This window comes from Albirhodobacter sp. R86504 (assembly GCF_042466415.1).
Classification (GTDB): domain Bacteria; phylum Pseudomonadota; class Alphaproteobacteria; order Rhodobacterales; family Rhodobacteraceae; genus Albirhodobacter.
On record NZ_JAXHCH010000002.1, the window covers coordinates 2,578,008 to 2,599,340 of the forward strand.

General features: G+C 59.1%; 20 protein-coding genes. 13 read left to right on the forward strand and 7 right to left on the reverse strand.

Annotated features, from left to right (window positions below):
* Positions 1-27: 27 nt before the first annotated feature.
* Positions 28-648, forward strand: a complete 621-nt coding sequence (gene mobA / locus SJY32_RS14445) for a molybdenum cofactor guanylyltransferase MobA (RefSeq protein ID WP_376876837.1) — start codon at positions 28-30, stop codon at positions 646-648.
* Positions 638-1,252: a GNAT family N-acetyltransferase gene (locus SJY32_RS14450; protein WP_376876840.1), complete on the forward strand. Its 615-nt coding sequence runs from the start codon at positions 638-640 to the stop codon at positions 1,250-1,252. The genes mobA and SJY32_RS14450 overlap by 11 nt, the downstream gene beginning before the upstream one ends.
* Here SJY32_RS14450 and SJY32_RS14455 read toward each other — a convergent pair.
* Both SJY32_RS14455 and greA read right to left on the reverse strand, forming a co-directional pair.
* Positions 1,249-2,295: a hypothetical protein gene (locus tag SJY32_RS14455; RefSeq protein WP_376876843.1), complete on the reverse strand. Its 1,047-nt coding sequence runs from the start codon at positions 2,293-2,295 to the stop codon at positions 1,249-1,251. The genes SJY32_RS14450 and SJY32_RS14455 overlap by 4 nt on opposite strands.
* A 19-nt stretch (positions 2,296-2,314) precedes the next feature.
* Positions 2,315-2,785 (reverse strand): transcription elongation factor GreA, encoded by a 471-nt coding sequence (gene greA, locus SJY32_RS14460; protein ID WP_376876846.1) that lies wholly within the window; start codon positions 2,783-2,785, stop codon positions 2,315-2,317.
* A 307-nt stretch (positions 2,786-3,092) separates the two neighbouring features.
* On the opposite strand from greA, the gene SJY32_RS14465 reads away from it, so the two are divergent.
* From SJY32_RS14465 to SJY32_RS14475, 3 genes are all read left to right on the forward strand, one after another.
* Positions 3,093-4,754, forward strand: a complete 1,662-nt coding sequence (locus SJY32_RS14465; protein ID WP_376876849.1) for an electron transfer flavoprotein-ubiquinone oxidoreductase — start codon at positions 3,093-3,095, stop codon at positions 4,752-4,754.
* Positions 4,755-4,997: 243 nt separating this feature from the next.
* Complete coding sequence (locus tag SJY32_RS14470) at positions 4,998-6,701, forward strand: tetratricopeptide repeat protein (RefSeq protein WP_376876852.1); 1,704 nt, start codon at positions 4,998-5,000, stop codon at positions 6,699-6,701.
* Positions 6,691-7,593 carry a 4-(cytidine 5'-diphospho)-2-C-methyl-D-erythritol kinase gene (locus SJY32_RS14475; protein ID WP_376876855.1) on the forward strand — a complete coding sequence of 301 codons (903 nt, stop codon included), beginning with the start codon at positions 6,691-6,693 and terminating at the stop codon, positions 7,591-7,593. The genes SJY32_RS14470 and SJY32_RS14475 overlap by 11 nt, the downstream gene beginning before the upstream one ends.
* 5 nt (positions 7,594-7,598) lie before the next feature.
* On the opposite strand, the gene SJY32_RS14480 is transcribed toward SJY32_RS14475, so the two are convergent.
* On the reverse strand, positions 7,599-8,600 hold the full coding sequence (locus SJY32_RS14480; protein ID WP_376876858.1) for a polyprenyl synthetase family protein: 1,002 nt from the start codon (positions 8,598-8,600) through the stop codon (positions 7,599-7,601).
* Between the two features lie 55 nt (positions 8,601-8,655).
* On the opposite strand from SJY32_RS14480, the gene SJY32_RS14485 reads away from it, so the two are divergent.
* The 3 genes from SJY32_RS14485 to SJY32_RS14495 all read left to right on the forward strand — a co-directional run bounded on the left by SJY32_RS14485 (position 8,656) and on the right by SJY32_RS14495 (position 9,917).
* On the forward strand, positions 8,656-8,868 hold the full coding sequence (locus SJY32_RS14485; protein ID WP_376877777.1) for a DUF2007 domain-containing protein: 213 nt from the start codon (positions 8,656-8,658) through the stop codon (positions 8,866-8,868).
* Positions 8,865-9,629: a tRNA1(Val) (adenine(37)-N6)-methyltransferase gene (locus tag SJY32_RS14490; RefSeq protein ID WP_376876861.1), complete on the forward strand. Its 765-nt coding sequence runs from the start codon at positions 8,865-8,867 to the stop codon at positions 9,627-9,629. The genes SJY32_RS14485 and SJY32_RS14490 overlap by 4 nt, the downstream gene beginning before the upstream one ends.
* 114 nt (positions 9,630-9,743) lie before the next feature.
* The gene (locus SJY32_RS14495) at positions 9,744-9,917 is read left to right on the forward strand and encodes a YdcH family protein (RefSeq protein ID WP_376876864.1); all 174 of its coding nucleotides are present in this window, start codon (positions 9,744-9,746) and stop codon (positions 9,915-9,917) included.
* Between the two features lie 527 nt (positions 9,918-10,444).
* Here the strand turns inward: SJY32_RS14495 and SJY32_RS14500 are convergent.
* The 3 genes from SJY32_RS14500 to SJY32_RS14510 all read right to left on the reverse strand — a co-directional run bounded on the left by SJY32_RS14500 (position 10,445) and on the right by SJY32_RS14510 (position 13,450).
* On the reverse strand, positions 10,445-11,167 hold the full coding sequence (locus SJY32_RS14500) for a beta-ketoacyl-ACP reductase (protein WP_376876867.1): 723 nt from the start codon (positions 11,165-11,167) through the stop codon (positions 10,445-10,447).
* Positions 11,168-11,261: 94 nt separating this feature from the next.
* Positions 11,262-12,437, reverse strand: a complete 1,176-nt coding sequence (locus SJY32_RS14505) for an acetyl-CoA C-acetyltransferase (RefSeq protein WP_376876870.1) — start codon at positions 12,435-12,437, stop codon at positions 11,262-11,264.
* Between the two features lie 173 nt (positions 12,438-12,610).
* Complete coding sequence (locus SJY32_RS14510; RefSeq protein ID WP_376876873.1) at positions 12,611-13,450, reverse strand: EAL domain-containing protein; 840 nt, start codon at positions 13,448-13,450, stop codon at positions 12,611-12,613.
* A 233-nt stretch (positions 13,451-13,683) separates the two neighbouring features.
* Here SJY32_RS14510 and SJY32_RS14515 point away from each other — a divergent pair, with 233 nt between their 5' ends.
* Positions 13,684-14,919, forward strand: coding sequence for a PAS domain-containing protein (locus tag SJY32_RS14515; RefSeq protein ID WP_376876875.1), 1,236 nt, complete (start codon positions 13,684-13,686; stop codon positions 14,917-14,919).
* A 37-nt stretch (positions 14,920-14,956) separates the two neighbouring features.
* Here the strand turns inward: SJY32_RS14515 and SJY32_RS14520 are convergent, their stop codons facing one another.
* Positions 14,957-15,502 (reverse strand): TlpA disulfide reductase family protein, encoded by a 546-nt coding sequence (locus tag SJY32_RS14520; RefSeq protein WP_376876877.1) that lies wholly within the window; start codon positions 15,500-15,502, stop codon positions 14,957-14,959.
* A gap of 25 nt (positions 15,503-15,527) precedes the next feature.
* On the opposite strand from SJY32_RS14520, the gene argH reads away from it, so the two are divergent.
* The 4 genes from argH (at position 15,528) to SJY32_RS14540 (ending at position 21,297) form a co-directional block, all read left to right on the forward strand.
* A complete protein-coding gene (gene argH / locus SJY32_RS14525; protein WP_376876879.1) occupies positions 15,528-16,931 on the forward strand; it encodes an argininosuccinate lyase in 1,404 nt (467 codons plus the stop codon).
* A gap of 155 nt (positions 16,932-17,086) precedes the next feature.
* Positions 17,087-17,248 carry a hypothetical protein gene (locus SJY32_RS14530; RefSeq protein ID WP_376876882.1) on the forward strand — a complete coding sequence of 54 codons (162 nt, stop codon included), beginning with the start codon at positions 17,087-17,089 and terminating at the stop codon, positions 17,246-17,248.
* Between the two features lie 45 nt (positions 17,249-17,293).
* Positions 17,294-18,559, forward strand: a complete 1,266-nt coding sequence (gene lysA / locus SJY32_RS14535; RefSeq protein ID WP_376876885.1) for a diaminopimelate decarboxylase — start codon at positions 17,294-17,296, stop codon at positions 18,557-18,559.
* A 50-nt stretch (positions 18,560-18,609) separates the two neighbouring features.
* A complete protein-coding gene (locus SJY32_RS14540; RefSeq protein WP_376876888.1) occupies positions 18,610-21,297 on the forward strand; it encodes a DUF4175 domain-containing protein in 2,688 nt (895 codons plus the stop codon).
* The last annotated feature ends 36 nt before the right edge of the window (positions 21,298-21,333 follow it).

The window sequence follows — 21,333 nt, forward strand, 5'->3', positions numbered from 1 at the left end:
CACGCCGATTGAGACGGGAGAGATCGCATGCGGCTTGTGGCGTTGGTCCTTGCAGGCGGCGAAGCGCGTCGGATGGGCGGTGTCGATAAGGCGCTTCTTGATCTGGGCGGCGCGCCGCTTATTACGCATGTATTGCGCAGGCTGGCGCCACAGATCGCGCCCGTTGCGATTTCCTTCAACGGTGACGCGACCCATATCGCCCATTACAGCAAGGCCATCTTGCGCGATACGGTTGTCGGGCAAGGGCCTCTGGGCGGGGTTTTGGCGGGGCTCACATGGGCTGCGGGGATCGGCGCGGATGCATTGGTGACGGTGCCCGTGGATACGCCGTTTATCCCCTTGGATCTTGTCGCGCGGTTGCGTGCGGCGTCCGTGGAGGGGGGGGCTAGCTATGCTCGCAGCGTGGATATTGAGGGGGAGATGCGAGCGCATCCCGCCGTGGCACTTTGGCCGGTCTCGATGCGCGCCGATATTTCACAAGCGCTTGGCGACGGAGAACGACGCCTCCGCATTGCGTTAAAATCAGCGGCGCATGCCGATTTTCATGACATCCCTGATCCGTTTACCAATCTGAACACCCCCGAGGATCTTGCGAGGGCGCGGTCCCGTATGATATTTCCTCCGGGGGGAGAAAGTCATGACATTTGAGATTGAGCGTGGCTTGCCCGCGCAGGGCCGCGCGTCTGCTGTCGCGCTCTATTGGGGCGCGTTTGGGGGCAAACTCTCGCGTGTTTTGGGGCCCGATCCACGTGGGCTAAAATTTGTCGATCGCGTGCTGGATGTGAATCACGCGCTCAGTGCGCGGCGCGGCGATGAGCTCATTGGCGTAATCGGGTATCGTTCGGTGCGGGGCGGGCTTGTCTACGGGACGCCTGATGATCTGCGCGCGGTCTACGGGCGGTATGGTGCGTTTTGGCGGGGCTTGTGCTTCGCATGGCTGGCACGCGATATCGAGAGCCGCGCATTCATGGTAGATGGGATCGTCGTGCGCCCTGATTGGCGCGGCCGCGGTGTCGGGGCCGCCTTGGTTGAGGCGGCTTGCATTGAGGCGCGCCGCAGAGGCTATGATTTCGTTCGGCTGGATGTTGTCGCCAGCAACACGCGCGCCCGCGCGCTCTACGAGCGGATGGGGTTCATCGTCACCCGCGAGCGTCGCAGCCTGATCACGGCTATAACGTTCGGATTTCGTCGGGTTCTTGTTATGGAAAAATCGATCGCGCCATCCGTCCAGCCTCCGATCGCGCGACCTTAGTCGAACGTGCCTGTCACGCGGCCCAACAGCATGAAGGCACGCGCGGTGCGTGTCTCGGCAAGTTCGGCGACCTCTTGATCCGAGGCGTTGGATTCAAATTCCGCGAAAGTTTTGTCGAATTGCCGCAAGAAATGATGCGCGGCGTCACGGAACACGGGGTCTTGCCGCATTCTGCCTGCGCTCAATGCCAATGAAGAACGGTCACGGACCCCCCCGAGCGCGGCAACTTCGCGCCCGCGTTCCCCCTTGGCGAATTTCCGCCAGATCTCGGGGCGCGCGCGGTCCGGGCGCAAATCATCCATGTAGATTCCGTCTTGGCTCATCAGGGTAAGAACATCTTGCGCCGCCCGCACGAGCTTGGACATCGTCCGGTCCTCCAATGCGCGGCGCAGCGCGCGGAAGCCGTCTTTATCCTCGGCATTATCCGGGAAGTTAAGGGCGCGTACAAAGTCACTCACCGATACGGGCGAGCGCATCTCCTCGGCCGGTGTCCCGAGCGCGAGAACCGGTTGATCTTCGGCTGGGCTGGAAGGGCGCGGCGCGGCCAGAGCGGCCTTGCGGTTGGCGGAGGGCACGGTGGCCTGTACGTCGCGGCGTGATGTGAATGTCGCCAATGCGGTCTCGGTTTGGCGCGTTGCTTTGGCGATTTCGTCGAGCTTCTTTTCCATCTGCGGCATTGCGCGGTTGGAATTTTGGGAAACCCATGCCTGCCGCATCGCTTCGACAGATTGCCGCAACTCCGCAGCCTCTGCGCGCATTTCCCGCGTTACACGGGCAAGAATCGCCGCCACCCAAAACATCGCAATGGGAAGAAAAACTCCGATCAAACCCATTATTGCGCTGAGGGTGTTCGTGTTTTCGGAGCTTGGCATAAACACATAGAACACGCCGACCAAGCCGAGCCACAAGACACTGAGCGCAAGGGCAATCCACTCGGCTTTCGTCATCGCGCGCTCAGGCTCACCCGCGCGCGATTGACCGCGCAAACGGGTTTCCAGCGCGGCGCGCGTGGCGGTGTCTTGTGGGCGGGGCTGTTCGGTCATCACGAGCCCATCCTAACCGTTAGATAAAGCGAATGGCGAGGATTTCGTACGATCTTGATCCGCCGGGGGCTTTCACCTCGACACTATCGCCTTCGTCCTTGCCGATCAGGGCGCGTGCGATGGGGGATTTGATGTTCAAAAGGCCGCGTTCCAGATCGGCTTCTGGCTCGCCAACGATCTGATAGGTGCGTTCTTCGTCGGTATCCTCATCAACGAGAGTAACCGTCGCGCCAAATTTGACCGAGCCGGAAAGCTTTTTCGGATCAATGACTTCGGATAGACCGAGGGTCCCTTCGATCTCTTTGATGCGGCCTTCGACAAAGCTCTGCTTCTCGCGGGCTGCGTGGTATTCGGCGTTCTCCGAGAGGTCGCCGTGCTCGCGCGCCTCAGCAATCGCCTTGATCACCGAAGGGCGCTCAACCGATTTGAGTTGTTTCAGTTCTGCATCGAGCGCGTCGTAGCCGGCGCGCGTCAGAAGGATTTTTTCCATGGAACAGGGCCTGTGGTGACTGGCAAATTTTCTTAGCTTTCAGCCTGTAAATCCGGCTTGTCCACCTAAAGTCAAGTGATTGGGGAAAAAAACGGAACAGGTGACGATTGGTAAGGAACATCGGGCGCGCATCCGCCGAGAACGGAAAGGCGTTTGCGCAATGCCTTAACAAAGTGCAATCTTTAGCCAAATGATGTCATTCGCCTAATTTTATTGCCGTCACGTAGCGCTCAGGATTGCCAGCCATGTGATGCTAGGCTAGCAAACTGCCTGAGAAAATGCGCAGCCAAGACAGGGAGAGCCGAGCGTGGACCAGATCGAACGCGAGTCGATGGAATATGATGTTGTTATCGTAGGCGCGGGGCCGGCTGGGCTTTCTGCGGCGATCCGTTTGAAACAACGCGACGCCGATCTCAATATCGTTGTTCTCGAAAAGGGCTCTGAGGTCGGGGCGCATATTCTGTCGGGCGCTGTGTTGGACCCTATCGGCCTCGATACGTTGCTGCCGGATTGGCGGAACATGGGCGCGCCGATCAAGACGGAAGTCAAGAACGATAACTTCTACGTCTTAGGCCCTGCGGGGAGCCTGCGCATCCCGAACTTCCCGATGCCGAAGCTTATGTCGAACCACGGCAACTATATCGTCTCGATGGCAAATGTGTGCCGCTGGATGGCGGAGCAGGCGGAAGCACTGGGCGTCGAAATTTTCCCTGGAATGGCGGCCTCGCAGCTCGTTTGGGCGAAAGACGAGACCGGGCAAGATCGTGTTGCCGGCGTTATCGCGGGCGAGTTTGGCAAAAATCCCGATGGCTCCATCGGGGACGGCTATGAGCCGGGGATGGAATTGCTCGGCAAGTATGTTTTCTTGTCGGAAGGTGTGCGCGGGTCTTTGGCGAAGGAAGTCATGGCGAAATACGATCTTTCTGCTGGGCATTGCCCGCAAAAGTTCGGCCTCGGCATGAAGGAGATCTGGGAGATCGACCCCGCCAAACATCGCGAAGGCACGGTTACCCATACGATGGGGTGGCCGCTCGGGTCCAATGCCGGTGGCGGATCGTTCGTCTATCATCTCGAAAATAATCAGGTTTATGTCGGTTTTGTCGTTCACCTGAATTACGAAAATCCGCACTTGTTCCCTTACATGGAATTCCAGCGTTTCAAGCATCACCCAATGATCGCGGAGCTTTTGGAAGGCGGCAAGCGCGTTGCTTACGGCGCGCGCGCGATTTCCGAAGGGGGCTGGCAATCGGTGCCGAAGGTTGTCGCACCGGGCGTGGCGTTGCTCGGGTGTTCGGCGGGGCTTGTGAACGTGCCACGCATCAAGGGCAATCATAACGCTATGCTCTCGGGTATCGCGGCCGCGAATGCTGCGGCCGATGCCATTGCCGCAGGGCGTATGGGCGACGAGTTAGCGGCATACGAGGCCGATTTGCGGTCCGGCCCGATCGCGAGCGATCTGAAAAAAGTGCGCAACGTAAAGCCGATGTGGTCGAAGTGGGGGATGTTGCCATCGCTCGTTTTCGGCGGGTTGGATATGTGGACCAATAGCCTGTTCGGTATTTCGCTGTTCGGGACGCTCAAGCACGGTAAGAACGATGCGGATGCGACTGGCAAAGCCAAAGATTTCGCGCCGATCGACTATCCGAAGCCCGATGGCAAGCTGTCGTTCGATCGCCTGACGAACGTGGCCTTCTCGTTTACGAACCATGAAGAAAGCCAGCCTTGTCACTTGCACCTCAAAGATGCGTCTGTGCCGGTGAATGTGAACTTGCCTTTGTATGACGAGCCAGCGCAGCGCTACTGCCCTGCTGGCGTTTACGAAGTGTTGCAAGGAGAGAATGGTCCGAAATTCCAGATCAACTTCCAAAATTGCGTGCATTGCAAAACCTGCGACATCAAAGATCCGTCGCAGAATATTAATTGGACGACGCCGCAAGGTGGGGATGGTCCGAACTACCCGAACATGTGAGGTGATGCGGACGAAGCGTTCGCAATTCTCAAAAAATCGAACGGAAATGCTGCGGCGGGCGAGAAATCGTCCGCCGTTCTGCTCACAGCTGCGCGAGTCAGACGTTTGTGACCATGTGTGCGGTGTTGGCCGCATTGCCTTGACGCAGGCACCCCGCTACTTTGCGGGCAAGCAATAAGGAATTCCGCTGTGCCAGCACGTCTCGCCCGTTTCCCCGCGTTCCTCCTCGGGGCGTCCCTTTTTATGACAACGACGCTTTCAACGCCTGCCTTGGCGGAAAATCCCGGCGCCTATCTCGCGGGGCGCGCCGCCGCCGGAGCCAATAATTACGACGTTGCGGCCGAATATTTCGCGACTGCTTTACTCGCAGATCCGACGAGCCGGTTTTTGCAAGACACAACCGTTTTGATGAACGTCGCGCGCGGCGAATTTGATGCGGCGCTTGCGCTGTCGAAAGAGATCGGCAGCCTTCCCGATGGCAGCCAAGTCTCCGCTTTGATGTTGCTTGCCGATGATGCAAAGCGCGAAGACTGGTCAGCGTTGATCGCGCGGATCGATGATGGGGCGAATGTCGGGCCGGTTGTCGCGGGGCTGGTGCGGGCTTGGGCCTATGCGGGGCAAGGCCAGATTTCGGAAGCCACTGCGCAATTCGACAAGATGCGCAAGGAGCCGAACTTCGGCGCGCTTGCCTTATACCAAAAGGCGCTCGTGCTTGCGATGGTCGGCGACTTTGGCGGAGCAGAAGAGATTTTCACCTCGCCCGAAGGGGCGAGCCTGTCGGGCTCACGGCGCGGCTTGATTGCGCGGGTTGAGATCTTGTCGCAGTTGGAACGGAACGACGACGCAATCGCGCTGATCGACGAGGCTTTCGCGACCGACCCTGACCCTGCAACCGCAGAGATGCGGGCCGCGCTCGAGAAGGGTGAAACATTGCCTTTCACGGCGGTAACGTCACCTGCGCAGGGCGCTGCGGAGGCATTCTTCACCATCGCCGGCGCGTTGGCGGGAGATCGCGAGGAAATCTTCGCTTTGATCTATGCACGTTTGGGGGAATATCTGCGGCCGGACCATGTCGAGGCGCTTCTCCTGACCGCTGCGATCTTGGAGCAGCATGAGCAATATGAGCTCGCGACCGAGGCTTATGGGCGCGTCCCTGCGGACCACCCCTCCTATCTGGCGGCCGAGCTTGGCCGTTCGGAAGCTTTGGAATCTGAAGGCAAGCCGGAAGCCGCGCAAGAGGCGTTGACTGCGCTGAGCAAGGCAAACCCCGATCAGCCTTTGGTCTGGTCGTCGCTCGCCGATCTTTTGCGGCGCACCGAGCGGTATGAGGAGGCGATCGCCGCCTATAGCAAGTTGATCGACCTCACCAATGAAAGCGGCGGCGCAGGCTGGGTCGCGTTTTACGCGCGCGGGATATCTTATGAGCGTTCGGGCGACTGGCCGAAAGCCGAGGCCGATTTCCGCAAAGCGTTAGAGCTTGAGCCGGATCAGCCGCTCGTTCTGAATTATCTTGGTTACTTCTATATCGACCGGAATGAGAATCTCGATGAGGCGCTGTCGATGATCGAACGCGCTGTGGTCGAGCGGCCAGAGGATGGCGCGATTATGGACAGTCTCGGCTGGGGCTTGTTCCGTGTTGGTCGCTACACCGAGGCTGTGGCCGCGATGGAGGCGGCGGTTGAGTTGATGTCTGATGATAGTTTGGTGAACGATCATCTGGGCGATGTCTACTGGGCCGTGGGGCGCCAGCGCGAGGCGCGCTTCCAATGGCGCCGCGCTTTGTCGTTTAAGCCTGAGGAAGAAAAAGACGCTGAACGGATGCGCGCGAAAATTGACCGCGGGCTTGATGCGGTCTTGCGTGAAGAGGGGGCGCCAGCTCTGAAAGAGGTTGCAGCGCCGGCTAAGGCGGACGCCGCCGGTGAGAGCGCGCCTGCGGATGCCAATTGAGGTTTTTGCACCTGCGAAGGTGAATTTGACGCTGCATATCACGGGGCAGAGGGCGGATGGGTATCATCTGCTCGATAGCCTCATCGCATTCGCGCCGGTCGGAGATCAGCTGCGCGTGGCGACAAGCTCGGCTATGGCGGTGAGCGTCATCGGGCCGGAGGCCGCTGGCGTTCCCACCGATCACCGAAACCTCGTCTGGCGCGCGCTGGACCTGATGCAGGGCGCGCGCTTTGCGGTGACGTTGGATAAGCATCTGCCGGCGGCTTCGGGGATTGGGGGCGGCTCGTCTGATGCTGCGGCGGCTTTGCGCGGCGCGTTTGCGTTGGCGGGGCACAAAGACGCTCATGTGACGCGCGGTCTTTTGCGGTCCGAAACCAGCGGCGGGTCTTATGACCTTAACTTGCTCGCATTGGGGGCTGATGTGCCGATGTGCTATCATCCGCGACCGGTACGGGTGCAGGGGATTGGCGAGGACATCACGCCGGTTTCGATGCCGCCCCTCCCTGCGATTTTAGTGAATCCGCGGGTTGAGGTGTCGACGCCGCAGGTTTTTCAGGCGCTTACGACCAAGACAAACGCACCTGGCCCGCAAACCATTCCGCATTGGCAAGATGCGGCGCAGATGATCGCTTGGCTCGCTGAGCAGCGGAATGATCTTGAGCCGCCTGCGGTCTCATTGCAGCCGGTGATCGGTCAGGTCCTGGCCAGCCTTCGCGAGCATTGTGATTTTGCGCGGATGTCGGGTTCTGGTGCCACTTGCTTCGGGCTTTGCGCCAATCCGGAGCGCGCGCGCGAAGCAGCGGCGCTTGTGGCCGCCGCGCATCCTGACTGGTGGGTGCGGTTCGGGATGCTGGGCGATCAAACCGCGCTATCGGCGCCGCGGACCGCTTAACGTTGTCAGCGCAGGCGCGCCACGACGTAATCTGCGATATCGTCCAACATTCCTCGCAGGCTCGAATCGGGCAGCGTCTGCAGCGCGTCACGAGCTTTATCCGCCCATTGCACTGCCGCGGTGCGGGTTGCATTGAGCGTGCCATGCTTTGTCATCAGAGCGATGGCATGTTCGAGATCGCCGTCGTCCTGCTGCCCTTTTTCGATCGTGCGCTGCCAGAACGCGCGTTCCTCAGCATCTGCCAAAGCGACGGCTTTGATGACCGGCATCGTTAGCTTGCGCTCGCGGAAGTCATCGCCCGTATTCTTTCCCATCGCTTCGAGTGTGGCGCTGTAGTCAAGCAAGTCATCCGCGATTTGGAACGCAATTCCCAGAGCGTCGCCGTAGACACGCAGCGCGTCGATCTGCTCCTTGGGAGCGTTTGCCAAAACGCCGCCGACTTCCGTGGCCGCAGCAAACAGGGCCGCGGTTTTTCCGCGGATGACGTTCAAATAGATGTCTTCGCTCGTCGCAAGATCTTGCGCTGCGGTGAGTTGCAATACCTCGCCCTCGGCAATAACGGCGGAGGCATTCGACAGGATCGAAAGCACCTGCATGTCATTCGCCGCCGTCATCAACTGGAAGGCGCGTGCAAAGAGGTAATCACCGACGAGGACGCTGGATTTATTATCCCACAGCAAGTTCGCCGTTGGTCTGCCGCGGCGCTGGGCGCTTTCGTCAACAACGTCATCATGCAGCAGGGTTGCGGTGTGAATAAACTCAACCGTTGCGGCAAGGTGGATGTGGTAGGGGCCGTCATACCCGCACAGTTTTGCCGCCGCCAACGTGAGCATGGGGCGGAGACGCTTGCCGCCTGCCTCAACCAGATGCGCCGTCACCTCAGGGATGCGCGGCGCATGTTCAGAGGCCATGCGCTCGCGGATCAGTGCATTCACCGCTTCCATCTCCGGCGCCAAAGCCTGTGCCAGCCTGTCATGTGGTTTGACCGCTTTATCGTCCAAGCTCATCACGTTTTTCCCGTCTCTCTCGACAGGGGCGATGGTTGCCCCTAAATCTCGGTATATGAAAGAGCTTTTACGTAGCACGGACCCTGTTCGGATCTCCATGGCGGCCGCCCTTCTTGAGGGCGAGGGTATAAAGACGTTTGAGCTGGACGTCCATATGAGCATGCTCGAAGGCGGCTTGGGCATATTGCCGCGCCGATTGATGGTGCGGGATCAGGATTTGTTCATGGCAAAGGCGATCTTGCGGGATTTACAGCTGGATACCCCATGAGCTTCTCGGCCATTGATCTGTCGTTAGATAAGTTTTTGGGCGGTAAATTGTTGGTTTCACAGCCAAAAAATGGTTACCGTGCGGCGATGGATCCCGTTTTGCTGGCTGCTGCCTGCTCGGCTGAGCGCGGCGAAACGGTGCTGGAGCTTGGGTGCGGCGTAGGGGTTGCGAGCCTTTGCCTGGGATATCGGACCGGCGCGGATGTGACTGGGATCGAGTTGCAGCCCGAATATGCGGATCTCGCGCGCGCGAACGGGCAGCGGAATGCGGTGGATTTAAAGGTCTATCAGGGGGATCTGGCGCTGATGCCATCGGCGCTGCGCGCACAGAGTTTTGATCACGTCATCGCCAACCCTCCCTACTTTCCGCCCGCCTCTGGCACCGCCGCGGCTGACGCCGGCCGTGAGACAGGCCAGCGCGAAGCCACGCCGTTAGCGCTATGGGTGTCGCAAGGGCTCAAACGCTTGCATCCGCGGGGGTGGATCACAATTATTCAAAACGCAGACCGGATGGGCGACGTTCTCTGCGCGCTCACCGCGTCTCGGGCGGGGTCGGTCACGGTTTTGCCGATAGCGTCGCGCGCGGACCGTCCCGCCGGGCGCGTCATCATCCAAGCGCGCAAACTCGGACGCGGGCCGCTAAAGCTGCTCGCGCCGTTTGTGCTTCACGCGGGTGCCTATCATGCGGCGGATGGGGAGGATCTCACGGCCGCAGCCCGCGCAATTTTTCGCGACGGCGCGAATTTGCCGCTTATCCGTTAACGATTCGGCAATAATCCGTATGAAATGATGATTTTCGCAGTCGAATGTGACTAGCGCGTGACACGACTCAAAACTTGTGTTGCACTGAAGAAGTTCACAGAAGAGGAGCTATCAATGACGATGAATTCCCACATTCATGAACTCCGCCGGAAACACGAGGCTTTGTCGGACGCTGTCTCACGCGCCCATCGAAGCCCCGGCGTTGATGATCTCCAGATCGCCGAGATGAAGAAAAAGAAGCTGCGCTTGAAAGAGGAAATCTCACGGCTCTCGTCGCAATTCGCATAACCTCCCCAAATAAAGACAGGTGCGGGTAAGTCTCGCGCTTGGGTCAGCGCCTGCGTGATGTGACCTATCGAAGTGGAAGCGGGCATTAGATGAGCGGACATCCGAGCGCGAAAGGCTCGGCCCTGTAAGCTCGCATGCGCGGATTTATTCGCGCGTGCTCAGAAAAGCTTTGTGGCCATCGGATCGCTCGTTGAGACTTTCGGGTGGCCGCAAGGACAGTTTTGATGACCGACGCAACGCTTTGTAGAGAAAGGACCGGAGCAGGATGGGTAAAGTCCTGAGCTGACGAGAAGCTCACCCTGCTCCGCTTTCTTCAAAGCCCGTCTGAGCCGCTGATCCGATTAGATCTGCTAAGCTCTCCCTTGCATCCTTCAATAATTTTCTGCGCGCTGAGTGACTTCCAGTCCGCGCTACGTCCTATGTCGTTGGGGACGTTCGGATGTGCGTCCGCTTGAGACGTTGTACCTCTTGCTATGCGAAAGGCCCGCGATTTGCGGGCCTTTGCAGTTTACGCGTTTGCATCGAGTTTAAATGAAGTACTGGCCGCCGTTTGCCGTGATCGTCGAGCCTGTTACAAACCCCGCATCGTCTGACGCTAGGAAGACGACGCAGCGGGCGATCTCCTCCGGCTCTCCCAAACGACCGACCGGAATTTGCCCGATAATCGATTCGCGCACTTTCTCCGGCACGGCCATCACCATTTCCGTCGCGATATAACCGGGGCAGACCGCGTTCACCGTGATGCCCGCCCGCGCGCCTTCCTGCGCAAGCGCCTTTGTGAAGCCAAGATCGCCCGCCTTTGCCGCGGAATAGTTTGCCTGCGCGAACTGACCCTTCTGCCCGTTGATCGACGAGATGTTGATGATGCGACCGAATTTACGCTCGCGCATCCCGCTCCATAGCGGATGGGTCATGTTGAAAACGCCGGAAAGGTTTGTGTCGATCACTTCTTTCCATTGGTCACGAGTCATCTTGTGGAACGGTGCATCGCGCGTGATTCCGGCGTTGTTCACGAGGATGTCGATCGGCCCCAGATCGGCTTCGACCTGAGCAATGCCCGCAACGCAGGCGTCGTAGTCCGCGACAGACCATTTAAAGGTCTTGATTCCGGTTTCTTCGGTGAATCTTGCGGCGGCTTCCTCGTTGCCCGCGAAATTCGCCGCAACAGTGTAGCCCGCATTCTTCATGGCAAGACAGATCGAAGCGCCGATACCGCGCGTGCCACCCGTCACGAGTGCAACTTTAGACATGATTCCTCCCTGCTGTTTCTTGTCTTCGAAATCTTATTGCACAAATCCTATCATAGCCGCAACAATATTGCGGCGATGATTTTGTGGGCGTCCCTCAGAGCCCTTCGATACACATCGCAACGCCCATGCCGCCGCCGATGCAAAGCGTCGCGATGCCCTTCTTGGCGCCCGAACGTTTCATTTCGAAGACAAGCGTGTTGAGGACGCGGGCGCCAGAGGCACCAATCGGGTGACCGATCGCAATTGCGCCGCCGTTGACGTTTACCTTTGAGGTGTCCCAACCGAGCTCCTTATTCACGGCGCAAGCTTGCGCTGCAAAGGCTTCGTTCGCCTCGATCAAGTCGAGATCGGAAGCCTTCCAGCCTGCTTTGGCAAGCGCTTTGCGCGAGGCGGGAATAGGGCCACAGCCCATGATCGAAGGGTCGAGGCCCGCTGTCGCGTAGGAGGCAATGCGCGCGAGCGGTGTAAGACCTCGGCGAGCGGCCTCTTCCTCAGTCATCAGCAGAACCGCAGCAGCGCCGTCGTTCAGACCCGACGCATTTGCGGCGGTGACGGAGCCATCTTTCGTGAAGGCTGGCCGAAGTTTTTGCATCGATTCGAGCGTCGCCCCGTGCCGGATGTACTCATCCGCATCGACGATGGTTTCGCCTTTGCGGGTTTTCACGCTGAATGGAACGATCTCATCCGCAAATTTTCCGGCCTTTTGCGCCGCTTCGGCTTTATTTTGTGAGGCCAGCGCGAACTCGTCCTGCATTTCGCGCGTGATCGCGAACTGCGCGGCAACGTTTTCGGCAGTTTGGCCCATGTGATAGTTGTTAAACGCGTCCCAAAGGCCATCTTTGATCATCGAATCGACCATCTTCATGTCGCCCATTTTTGTCCCTGCGCGCAGATGCGCGACATGGGGCGAGAGCGACATGCTTTCCTGTCCACCTGCGATGACAATTGAGGCATCACCTAGCAAGATGTGCTGAGCGCCAAGGGCCACTGCACGGAGTCCAGACCCGCAAACCTGATTAATCGACCATGCGGACGATTCGATGGGCAGACCTGCGTTGACATGGGCTTGCCGTGCCGGGTTCTGTCCTTGTCCTGCGGTCAGGACCTGACCCAGAATGGTCTCTGAAACATCGGCCTTGTCGATCCCGGCGCGCGCAACGACTTCCTCCAACACAGCCGCCCCCAGATCATGTGCCGGGGTGTTTGCGAAAGCACCGTTAAAGCTGCCAACAGCGGTCCGAGCCGCCGATACGATCACGACATTCGTCATTTGGATCCTCTCCGTAATGCAAGAGCAGTTAGGAAGAACGCCTCCCCAACGTCAATCGCCAGCATGACGCTTGGTCCCCAATCGTCAAGAGGTCCGAACGCGAAGACCGATCTTTCGCGATAATATTATTCCGGCATCTTGTTGCAGAGAGTAATTTTGAAACCTGTTTTCAATCAGGCGCGCATGCGTGATTTGTGTAGTTCCCACGGAGGTTGAATCGTAGGAGCACCGAAATAATAGCCTTGCAGGCAATCTATCCCGATAGAAGCAAGGTATTGCGCGTCTTCAACACTCTCGACGGACTCGGCCACGGTGAACATGTCAAAATGCTGTGCAATCGACAGAAGTGCACTGGTCAGCACCTGATTGTCAGGCGTAGTCGCAATTCCTCGGATAAATTGTCCATCGATTTTGATGATGTCGAAGTAGAATTCCCGAAGATATCGGAACGACGTATAGCCTGCGCCGAAGTCATCCAAGGCGAATGCAACTCCGCGCTGCTGTAGGTCTTCCATGAACACCGATACGAGATCTGGCACAGCCATGGCAGAGCTCTCGGTGATCTCTAAGATGAGCCGCTCGGCAACCGTCTCGTCGATAGCCAGCCCCTTGTTGAGGGTCTTCATCCAAGCGGGGTAGCCTATCGAGCGCGCCGACATGTTGACCGACAGCCGGAGTGAAGGCTCCTGTGAGAGAGCTTTGAGGCCCAGCTCAAGGGCAAGGCAATCGATCTTCCTGCCAAGTTCGGTATCTTCGATTGTCTCGATGAAGTCCTTGGCGGGAATGATGCGGCCAGTTTCGTCCAAGACCCGAATAAGTCCCTCGTAGAACGCGGGATGGTTGGGCTGCGCGGTTTGAACGACGGGCTGGAAGGCGAGCACGACATCGCGGCGATCGATGGCGTCTCTGACCATTGTCAGAATATCGCGATCCCGCTGCGCCACCGCATAATCGAGCGGGCTCACATTTTCGCGGTCCACCTGTGTGTGAGTAGCGAAATGGGGGTGATGCATGCGTCTCTCCTTGGCTGTCCCCTGCAAGTTGCAGTGACGGGGCTAACAAGGCGTAAATATCGGCGAATTTTTTCTTTTAAGGTTAATGGTTTATTGCTCGTGACCGTTTAAGGAATCGGCAAGATTTTGCGACTTGCATAGAGCTGTCGGCCTAAACTCTCCGGTAACTTTTATATGCCTACTGTCGGGAGAAGCTAAATCGGCGAATGCTCAGTCAGGGACCTATCGAAACCATGCGCGCTCAAAGTCCTATCTCCACCTCGAATACCGAGATTGAAATTCCATTCCGGCTGGATGAATTGTTCTACTCTCGCACGGATAAGCGCGGTGTTATCAGTGCGGGGAACTCAGTTTTCCAACGCGTTTCGGGTATCGAATGGGAACGGCTTGTCGGGGCGCCCCACAAGATTGTCCGGCATTCCGATATGCCGCAATCGGTGTTTCGCGTGCTGTGGGACTGGATCGGGAAGGGCGAACCGATAGGAGCCTATGTCAAAAACCGAGGCAAGGATGGTGGCTTTTACTGGGTTTACGCAATGATCCTGCCGATCGACGGGGGCTATTTGTCGGTGCGACTGAAGCCCTCGAGCGAGGGATTTGAAAAAATTCGTGCGTCTTACGCCAAGCTGCGTGCGCGCGAGTCGGAGGATGGTTTTGATCTGGACACGGCCTCGCGGCGCCTGAACGATATCGCGGCGCAACATGGTTTCCGACATTATGCTGAATTTATGGCCTTCACGATGGGTCAAGAAATTGCGGAGCGTGATCGCGCCTTGGGGCGCGAACAAGAGGTCCAGACAAAAACCCTGTTGGGGTTAACCACGGCGCTGGAGCGCGCTGGGGCGGAGCAAAATGCCTTGCTGCGCAGCTTTGATGCGCTCCAATCCATACCGAACAATATGCGGCTTGTTGCCTCCCGCTTGGAGCCTTCAGGGGGGCCTGTTTCGACCATCTCCGAGAATTATAAGGCGTCATCTATTGGCATCTCGGATCGCTTGCGGTCCTTCGTCGGTGGGGATGGTAATCTGTGCGAAAAAATGTCGCGTGAGGTCGCGAACGCGATCTTTTTACTGGGAGCAGCGGGGATCATCGATGAGATGATCGCAATGGGGGATCAGGATAGAGCATCAATCGTGTTGGATTGGAGCGTCGAGCGCGAATTGCTTGCGAAAGTCTCACGCGATTGCCGTGAAAAGGCGCGCGCCGCTCTGCGCAGCGGGGTTGATGTCGCAGCAAGTCTAAGTAGGTCAAGCGCTGATATTCGACGGCAGATGCTCGGGCTGGATACAATCCGCGTCCTTGGGCGTGTCGAATGCGGCCGGATGCGCGAGAACGGCGGCGGGTTGTCCGCGGCGATCGATCAACTTGATACATTCCACGATGACATCAAGGGGCGGTTAGCCGCGCTGATGGGGCTCTCGGAGACGATTTCCTCCGGCATGACATCTTATCTGCGGCACGCGGCATAAAGCCGCTTTCCGAGAGCCCTGTCGCCCTACGTGTGATTTATTCGGCGATGATGGCCTCGATCAACGCGATGGCGTGCTCGCCATCCCATTCCGCAGGGCCAACAAGACGGCCGCGTTCTTTGCCATCTCGATCGAGGATCAAAGTCGCGGGCAAGCCTGCGACGCCAACGCCACGCGCAAGTTCTGACTTAGGATCGAGCCAAATAGGAAGCGCGTTGATGTCGGCCTCGGTGAAGAATTTTTCAATCGATGCGGTCGATTGGCGCCCTGTCGCCACAGGGATTACGGCGAAATCATCGCCCCCCAACCGCGTCTCCAGGCGCTCCAAAGCGGGCATCTCCTCTTTACAGGGGGCGCACCATGTCGCCCAGAAATTCAAGAGGACCACTTTGCCCTCATGCTCGGAAAATCGCATTTCCTTACCGTCGAGCGATGTTACGGCAACATCCGGAATCTCTTGGGGCGCCGAAAGATTCAGGTTGCGCATGTCACCCGCGCGGAGTGCATCGAGCGGATCTGATACAGCAGGATTTGCACCGAACGCGGTCACGGTGTAGAGGACGAAATAGAAAATCTTGCGCATGTTACCTCCCTGAAAGGGCCTGATGATGACCGACCAAGCCACGGATAAGACCTCCAACGCAATGTGGGGGGGGCGTTTTGCCGCAGGTCCGGATGCGATCATGGAGGCAATCAACGCCTCGATCGGCTACGACCAGCGGCTCTACGCCCAAGATATCCGAGGTAGCCGCGCCCATGCTGCGATGTTGGCGCATCAAGGCATCATCACCGATAACGATGCGCAAGCGATCCGTGAAGGCCTCCTCACGGTCTTGTCAGAAATCGAAGCGGGTAATTTCCCATTCTCAGCAGCGCTTGAAGATATTCACATGAATGTCGAAGCGCGCCTGAAAACCTTGATTGGCGAGCCTGCGGGCCGTTTGCACACTGCGCGTTCACGTAACGATCAAGTCGCGACCGATTTCCGACTCTGGGTGCGGGACCAATGTGACGCGGCCATCGCCTCGCTGACAGCGTTGATCGAAGCACTCTTGGCGCAGGCCGAGGCGGGGGCCGATTGGGTCATGCCGGGCTTCACGCATCTGCAAACTGCGCAGCCTGTCACATGGGGACACCATATGATGGCCTATGTTGAGATGATCGCGCGAGACCGTTCACGCTTCATCGACGCGCGCAACCGGATGAACGAATCGCCTCTGGGCGCCGCGGCTCTCGCGGGCACGGGGTTCAATATCGATCGCCAAATGACGGCGGAGGCGCTCGGGTTCGATCGTCCGATGGCGAATTCGCTCGATGCGGTATCGGACCGTGATTTTGCCCTCGAATTCCTGTCGGCCTCATCGATCTGCGCCGTGCACCTGTCGCGTCTGGCGGAGGAGCTCGTGATCTGGTCGTCGGCGCAGTTCCGGTTTGTTGCAATGTCGGATAAGTGGTCGACAGGATCGTCAATCATGCCGCAGAAACGCAATCCCGATGCGGCCGAGTTGATCCGCGCGAAAATTGGCCGGATTTTGGGATCCACAGTTGCTTTGTTCACGATCATGAAGGGGCTGCCGCTGGCCTACTCCAAGGACATGCAGGAAGATAAAGAGCAAGTCTTTGATGCCGCCGACAACTTGATGCTGTCACTTGCGGCGATGACGGGCATGATTTCTGATCTGACCGTGAATACCGACAAACTCGCCGCCGCGGCGTCGTCGGGCTTCTCAACGGCGACGGATCTCGCGGATTGGCTCGTGCGCGAGGCAGGCCTGCCGTTCCGTGACGCGCATCACGTAACAGGCACGCTCGTTGCGATGGCGGAAGATAAGGGCTGCGACCTCCCAGATTTGAGCCTCGAGGAGATGCAATCGGTTCACGGATCGATCACCTCCGCCATTTTCGAGGTTCTCGGGGTTCACAACTCGGTTGCTTCACGTCAATCCTATGGCGGGACTGCACCGTCGCAGGTGCGTGAGCAGATCGCGCGCTGGAAGGCACTCTTGGGATAAGGAATGTGAATGGCTTACCGATTGGCATGGGTTTTATGTCTCGCCGCGTGCTCGGACCCCTCGTTATACGCGGGGGTCTCGGTGTCGCCTTCAGGAATCAATGTCTCTCCCTCGGTGCAAGGTCGAGTGGGCGACACAACTCTTACGGTGAGCCGATGATCAAGCCTATCACACTGTTTGCGGCACTTGCCGCCCTTTCGGCCTTGGCGGCATGCGGCGTCGACGGTGATCCGATTGCGCCAAGCGGGCAAGTTTCGGCGCAACAAGCCACCATCCCAGTGTCCGGTGAGGACGCGGCCGGTCTCGGCAATTCCTGATTTACACATGACGGCGACGCCTGCGGGCGAGCATTTGAGGGTTCAATGGATCACTTCCTCTATAACAACGGCGCGCTGTACGCCGAAGACGTTGCCCTGACCGAAATCGCGGAAGCGGTGGGGACACCGTTTTACGTCTACTCGACAGCGACTTTAACGCGTCACTTCCGTCTGTTTAACGAAGCTTTGGCGGGGATGGAGCATCTCGTCTGCTTCGCGGTGAAGTCCAATTCCAACCTCGCAGTGTTAAAGACATTGGGCGATCTAGGCGCGGGGATGGATGTTGTTTCGGGTGGGGAATATCGCCGCGCGAAAGCTGCTGGTGTGCCTGGCGAGCGGATTGTGTTCTCCGGGGTTGGCAAAACAGCGGAGGAAATCGCGCTGGTTTTGGAAGGGGGGATTCGTCAGTTCAACGTTGAATCGGAGCCTGAACTTCTTGAGATTTCGCGCATCGCGGCTGCGATGGGTGTGACGGCCCCGATCGCGCTACGGGTGAATCCGGATGTTGACGCCAAGACCCACGAGAAAATCGCGACAGGGAAATCTGACAATAAATTTGGCATCCCGATCGCCAAAGCGCGCGCCGTTTATGCCGAAGCGGCCCGCTTGCCGGGGATCGATGTCATCGGCGTGGATGTGCACATCGGCAGCCAGTTGACCGATCTCGCGCCATTCGAGGCCGCTTTCATGAAGGTTCGTGAGCTGACGCAGCTCTTGCGTGAAGATGGTCACAACATCCGCCGTCTCGATCTGGGTGGCGGACTTGGCATTCCTTATGAGCGCTCAAATTCTGCGCCGCCCTTGCCTGTCGAGTATGGTGATGTGATCCGCCGCACTGTCGGGGATTTGGGATGCGAGATCGAGATCGAACCAGGCCGCCTGATTTCGGGCAATGCGGGGCTTCTTGTGACGTCGGTCATTTATTTGAAAGAGGGCGAAGGCCGCGATTTCCTGATTGTCGATGCCGCGATGAACGATTTGGTGCGCCCGTCAATGTATGGCGCGCATCATGATATCGTGCCGGTGATCGAGGCGGATGCTGCCATCCTGCCGCAGCCTGTCGATATCGTTGGTCCGGTTTGCGAAACGGGGGACACCTTTGCTAAATCGCGCCCTATGCCGCCTTTGCGCGCGGGTGATCTCGTCGCTTTCCGGTCCGCAGGGGCCTATGGCGCGGTGATGTCATCGGAATATAACTCGCGTCCGCTTGTGCCAGAGGTTTTGGTGAACGGGGATCAATTCGCCGTCATCCGGGCGCGTCCCTCCTTTGAGGAAATGCTTGCGCGCGATAGCATCCCCGAATGGTTGTAACGCAATCCCGCGTTTGCCAAGTTTGAGATATCCCATAGGGGCTCCGTTGCATGGCTGATCCGCGCGAGACGAATGATGAGGTGGCTGACGCGCTTTTGCGGTTGCGGCGCCCCATCGCGCTGACGCGGATGTCTTTGACGGTGGATCGCGCGGCGCGGGCGTTCTGGCCTTTGATGACGGTGTCGTGTTTAGCGATCGCTGCGGTGCGTTTCGGCGCTATTTCCGCCGCGCCGCAGATCAGCGCCGCTGTCGGCACCGTCGGGCTTTTGGCGGCGGGGCTCTGGGGCGCGCGTAAGTTTCGGATGCCGAGCCGGACCGATGCGATTGCCGCGCTGGAGTCTCGCCTTCCCAATCGGCCGATTTCCGGCTTGACCGATGATCTCGCGCTGGGCGGGGCTGATGATGCGGTCGCCGCGCTGTGGCAAGTGCACCGGCGGCGCTTGGCCCGGCGGGCGTTGGCTGCGAAGGCGCCGATGCCCTCTGCCAATCTTGCGCCGCGTGATCCATTTGCCTTGCGGCTTACGGGGCTGACCGCGCTTTGCATCGCGATTTTGTTCGGGGGGCAGGGCGGTGTTTTCTCGGATCATACGGTCTTGCCACTGGGCGGGCCGGCGCAGGCCGCGATGGGCCCGAGCTGGGAGGGGTGGGCCGAGCCGCCAAGATACACGGGCAAGCCCGGGCTGTATCTGAACGCACTCAAAGATGATACTCTCGAACTTCCGGAAGGCACGGTCTTTTCATTCCGCTTTTACGGCGATCAAGCCGCTAGCCCTTTGACCGAGACCGTATCGGGAGAGACCCCGCAGGATGCGTCGTCGGCAGCGACGGGTGAACGCCGCGAATTCACCGCGGAGACCTCTGGTCAGATTGTACTTGAGGGCGCATTCGGGCGCCGGTTCGAGATTACCTTATTGGCTGATGACGCCCCGGAGGTTTCCCTGTTAAGTCCGGCGACACGCCGTGCGGATGGTCGGCTGTCGCAACCGTTTTCGGCAAGTGACGATTACGGGGTGAATGAGGGCCGTGCACAGATCACCCTCGATCTGGCCTCGGTTGACCGCCGTTTTGGCCTAACGGTTGCGCCGGAGAGCCGCCCCGATCTTGTCTTCGACCTGCCAATGCCAATCTCGGGATCGCGTGTCGCGTTCACCGAGACTCTGGTCGAGGACGCGGCCAAGCACCCTTGGGCGAACTTGCCTGTGACGGTGACGGTTGAGGTTCAGGACGGGCGCGGACAGTTCGGGCGTGCGCCGGTGCAGCAGATGGAACTGCCGGGGCGACGCTTTTTCGATCCGCTCGCGGCCGCTTTCATAGAGGTTCGGCGCGATCTGCTCTGGTCTGCGCAAAATGCCGCGCGCAGTTTGCAGATTTTGCGGGCGATCAACCATCGGTCCGAACAGGTCATTGCGAATGACGAGGTGGCGGAGCTTTTGCCCGCGGTGATCGACCGCTTGCAAGGGGGGATCACGGCGGTGTCGGCCTCCGCGGGGGCCGATATCGCGATTGAGCCCGCCTTGCGCGATGATCTTGCGGATGTGCTTTGGCAGATGGCGGAGCTGTTGGAGGATGGCGGCTTGGCGGATGCGCTCGCCGCCATGCAGCAAGCTCAGCAACGATTGTCAGAGGCGATCCGCAACGGTGCGTCGAAAGACGAGATCGCAAAGCTGATGGCGGAGCTGAAGGAGGCGACGGACAACTATATGCGCCAACTCGCGCAGCAGTCCGAGCAGCAAGATCAGGGCCCGCAATTTGGGCAACAACAAGAGGCCCAGCAGATCACCGGCGACCAAATCCAACAGATGATGGATCAGATCCAAAAACTAATGGAAGAAGGGCGCATGTCCGAGGCCCAAGAGATGTTGGACCAACTTGCCAAGCTGATGGAGAACCTCGAAATCCAGCAAGGGCAGGGCGGCGAGGGCGATATGCCCGGCGGTCAGGCGATGGAAGATCTAGCCGAGACGTTGAAAGATCAGCAAGAGCTGTCTGATGAAGCGTTCCGGGAGTTGCAAAAAGAATTTGATCGCCAGCAGGGCGACCCGCGCGCAGATGCGCCCTCGCAAGGCGGCGAGACAGGCGGGGGCCAGCAAGATGGGACGACACCGCCATTGCGGGATCTTCCATATGATGAGGATACGCCGCAAGGCGGCGGCGAAGACGGTGGCGCACCGCAACAGGGGGATCCAAACGGGGGGGAGGGCTCCTCCGATGAAGGGCAGTCGCTCGATCAACTCGCAGAGCGTCAACGGGATTTGCGCCGTGAATTGGGCCGCCAACAAGGGCTCCTGCCGCGCCCGGGGAATGAGGCGGGCGAGGAGGCCCGTCGTCGTCTTGACGACGCCGGCCGTGCGATGGAACGCGCCGAGGAGGCGCTGCGCGAGGGCGATTCCGCCGGCGCGATAAGCCGTCAGGCCGATGCGATCGAGGCCCTGCGCGAGGGGATGCGCTCGTTCCAGCGGGCGATGGGGGCAACTCCTGACGCGCCGGAGGGCGAAGAACGTGACGACAGCCAGATGGGCCAAGGTGGGGGGCAATCAGGCAATCAGACGCCGCGTGATCCGTTGGGCCGAAATCAGGGCAGCGGAGAGCAACTGGGGACGAACGAATCTCTGCTGGGGGAGAATGACGCCGGGAAACGCGCGCAGGATCTTTTGGAGGAATTGCGGCGGCGGTCCGGGGAGCGGCTGCGCCCCGATGAGGAGCTCGACTACTTCCAGCGGCTGCTTGATCAGTTCTGACGATGGTCTAAGGCGCGAGCCGCTCGCCCGCGCCTT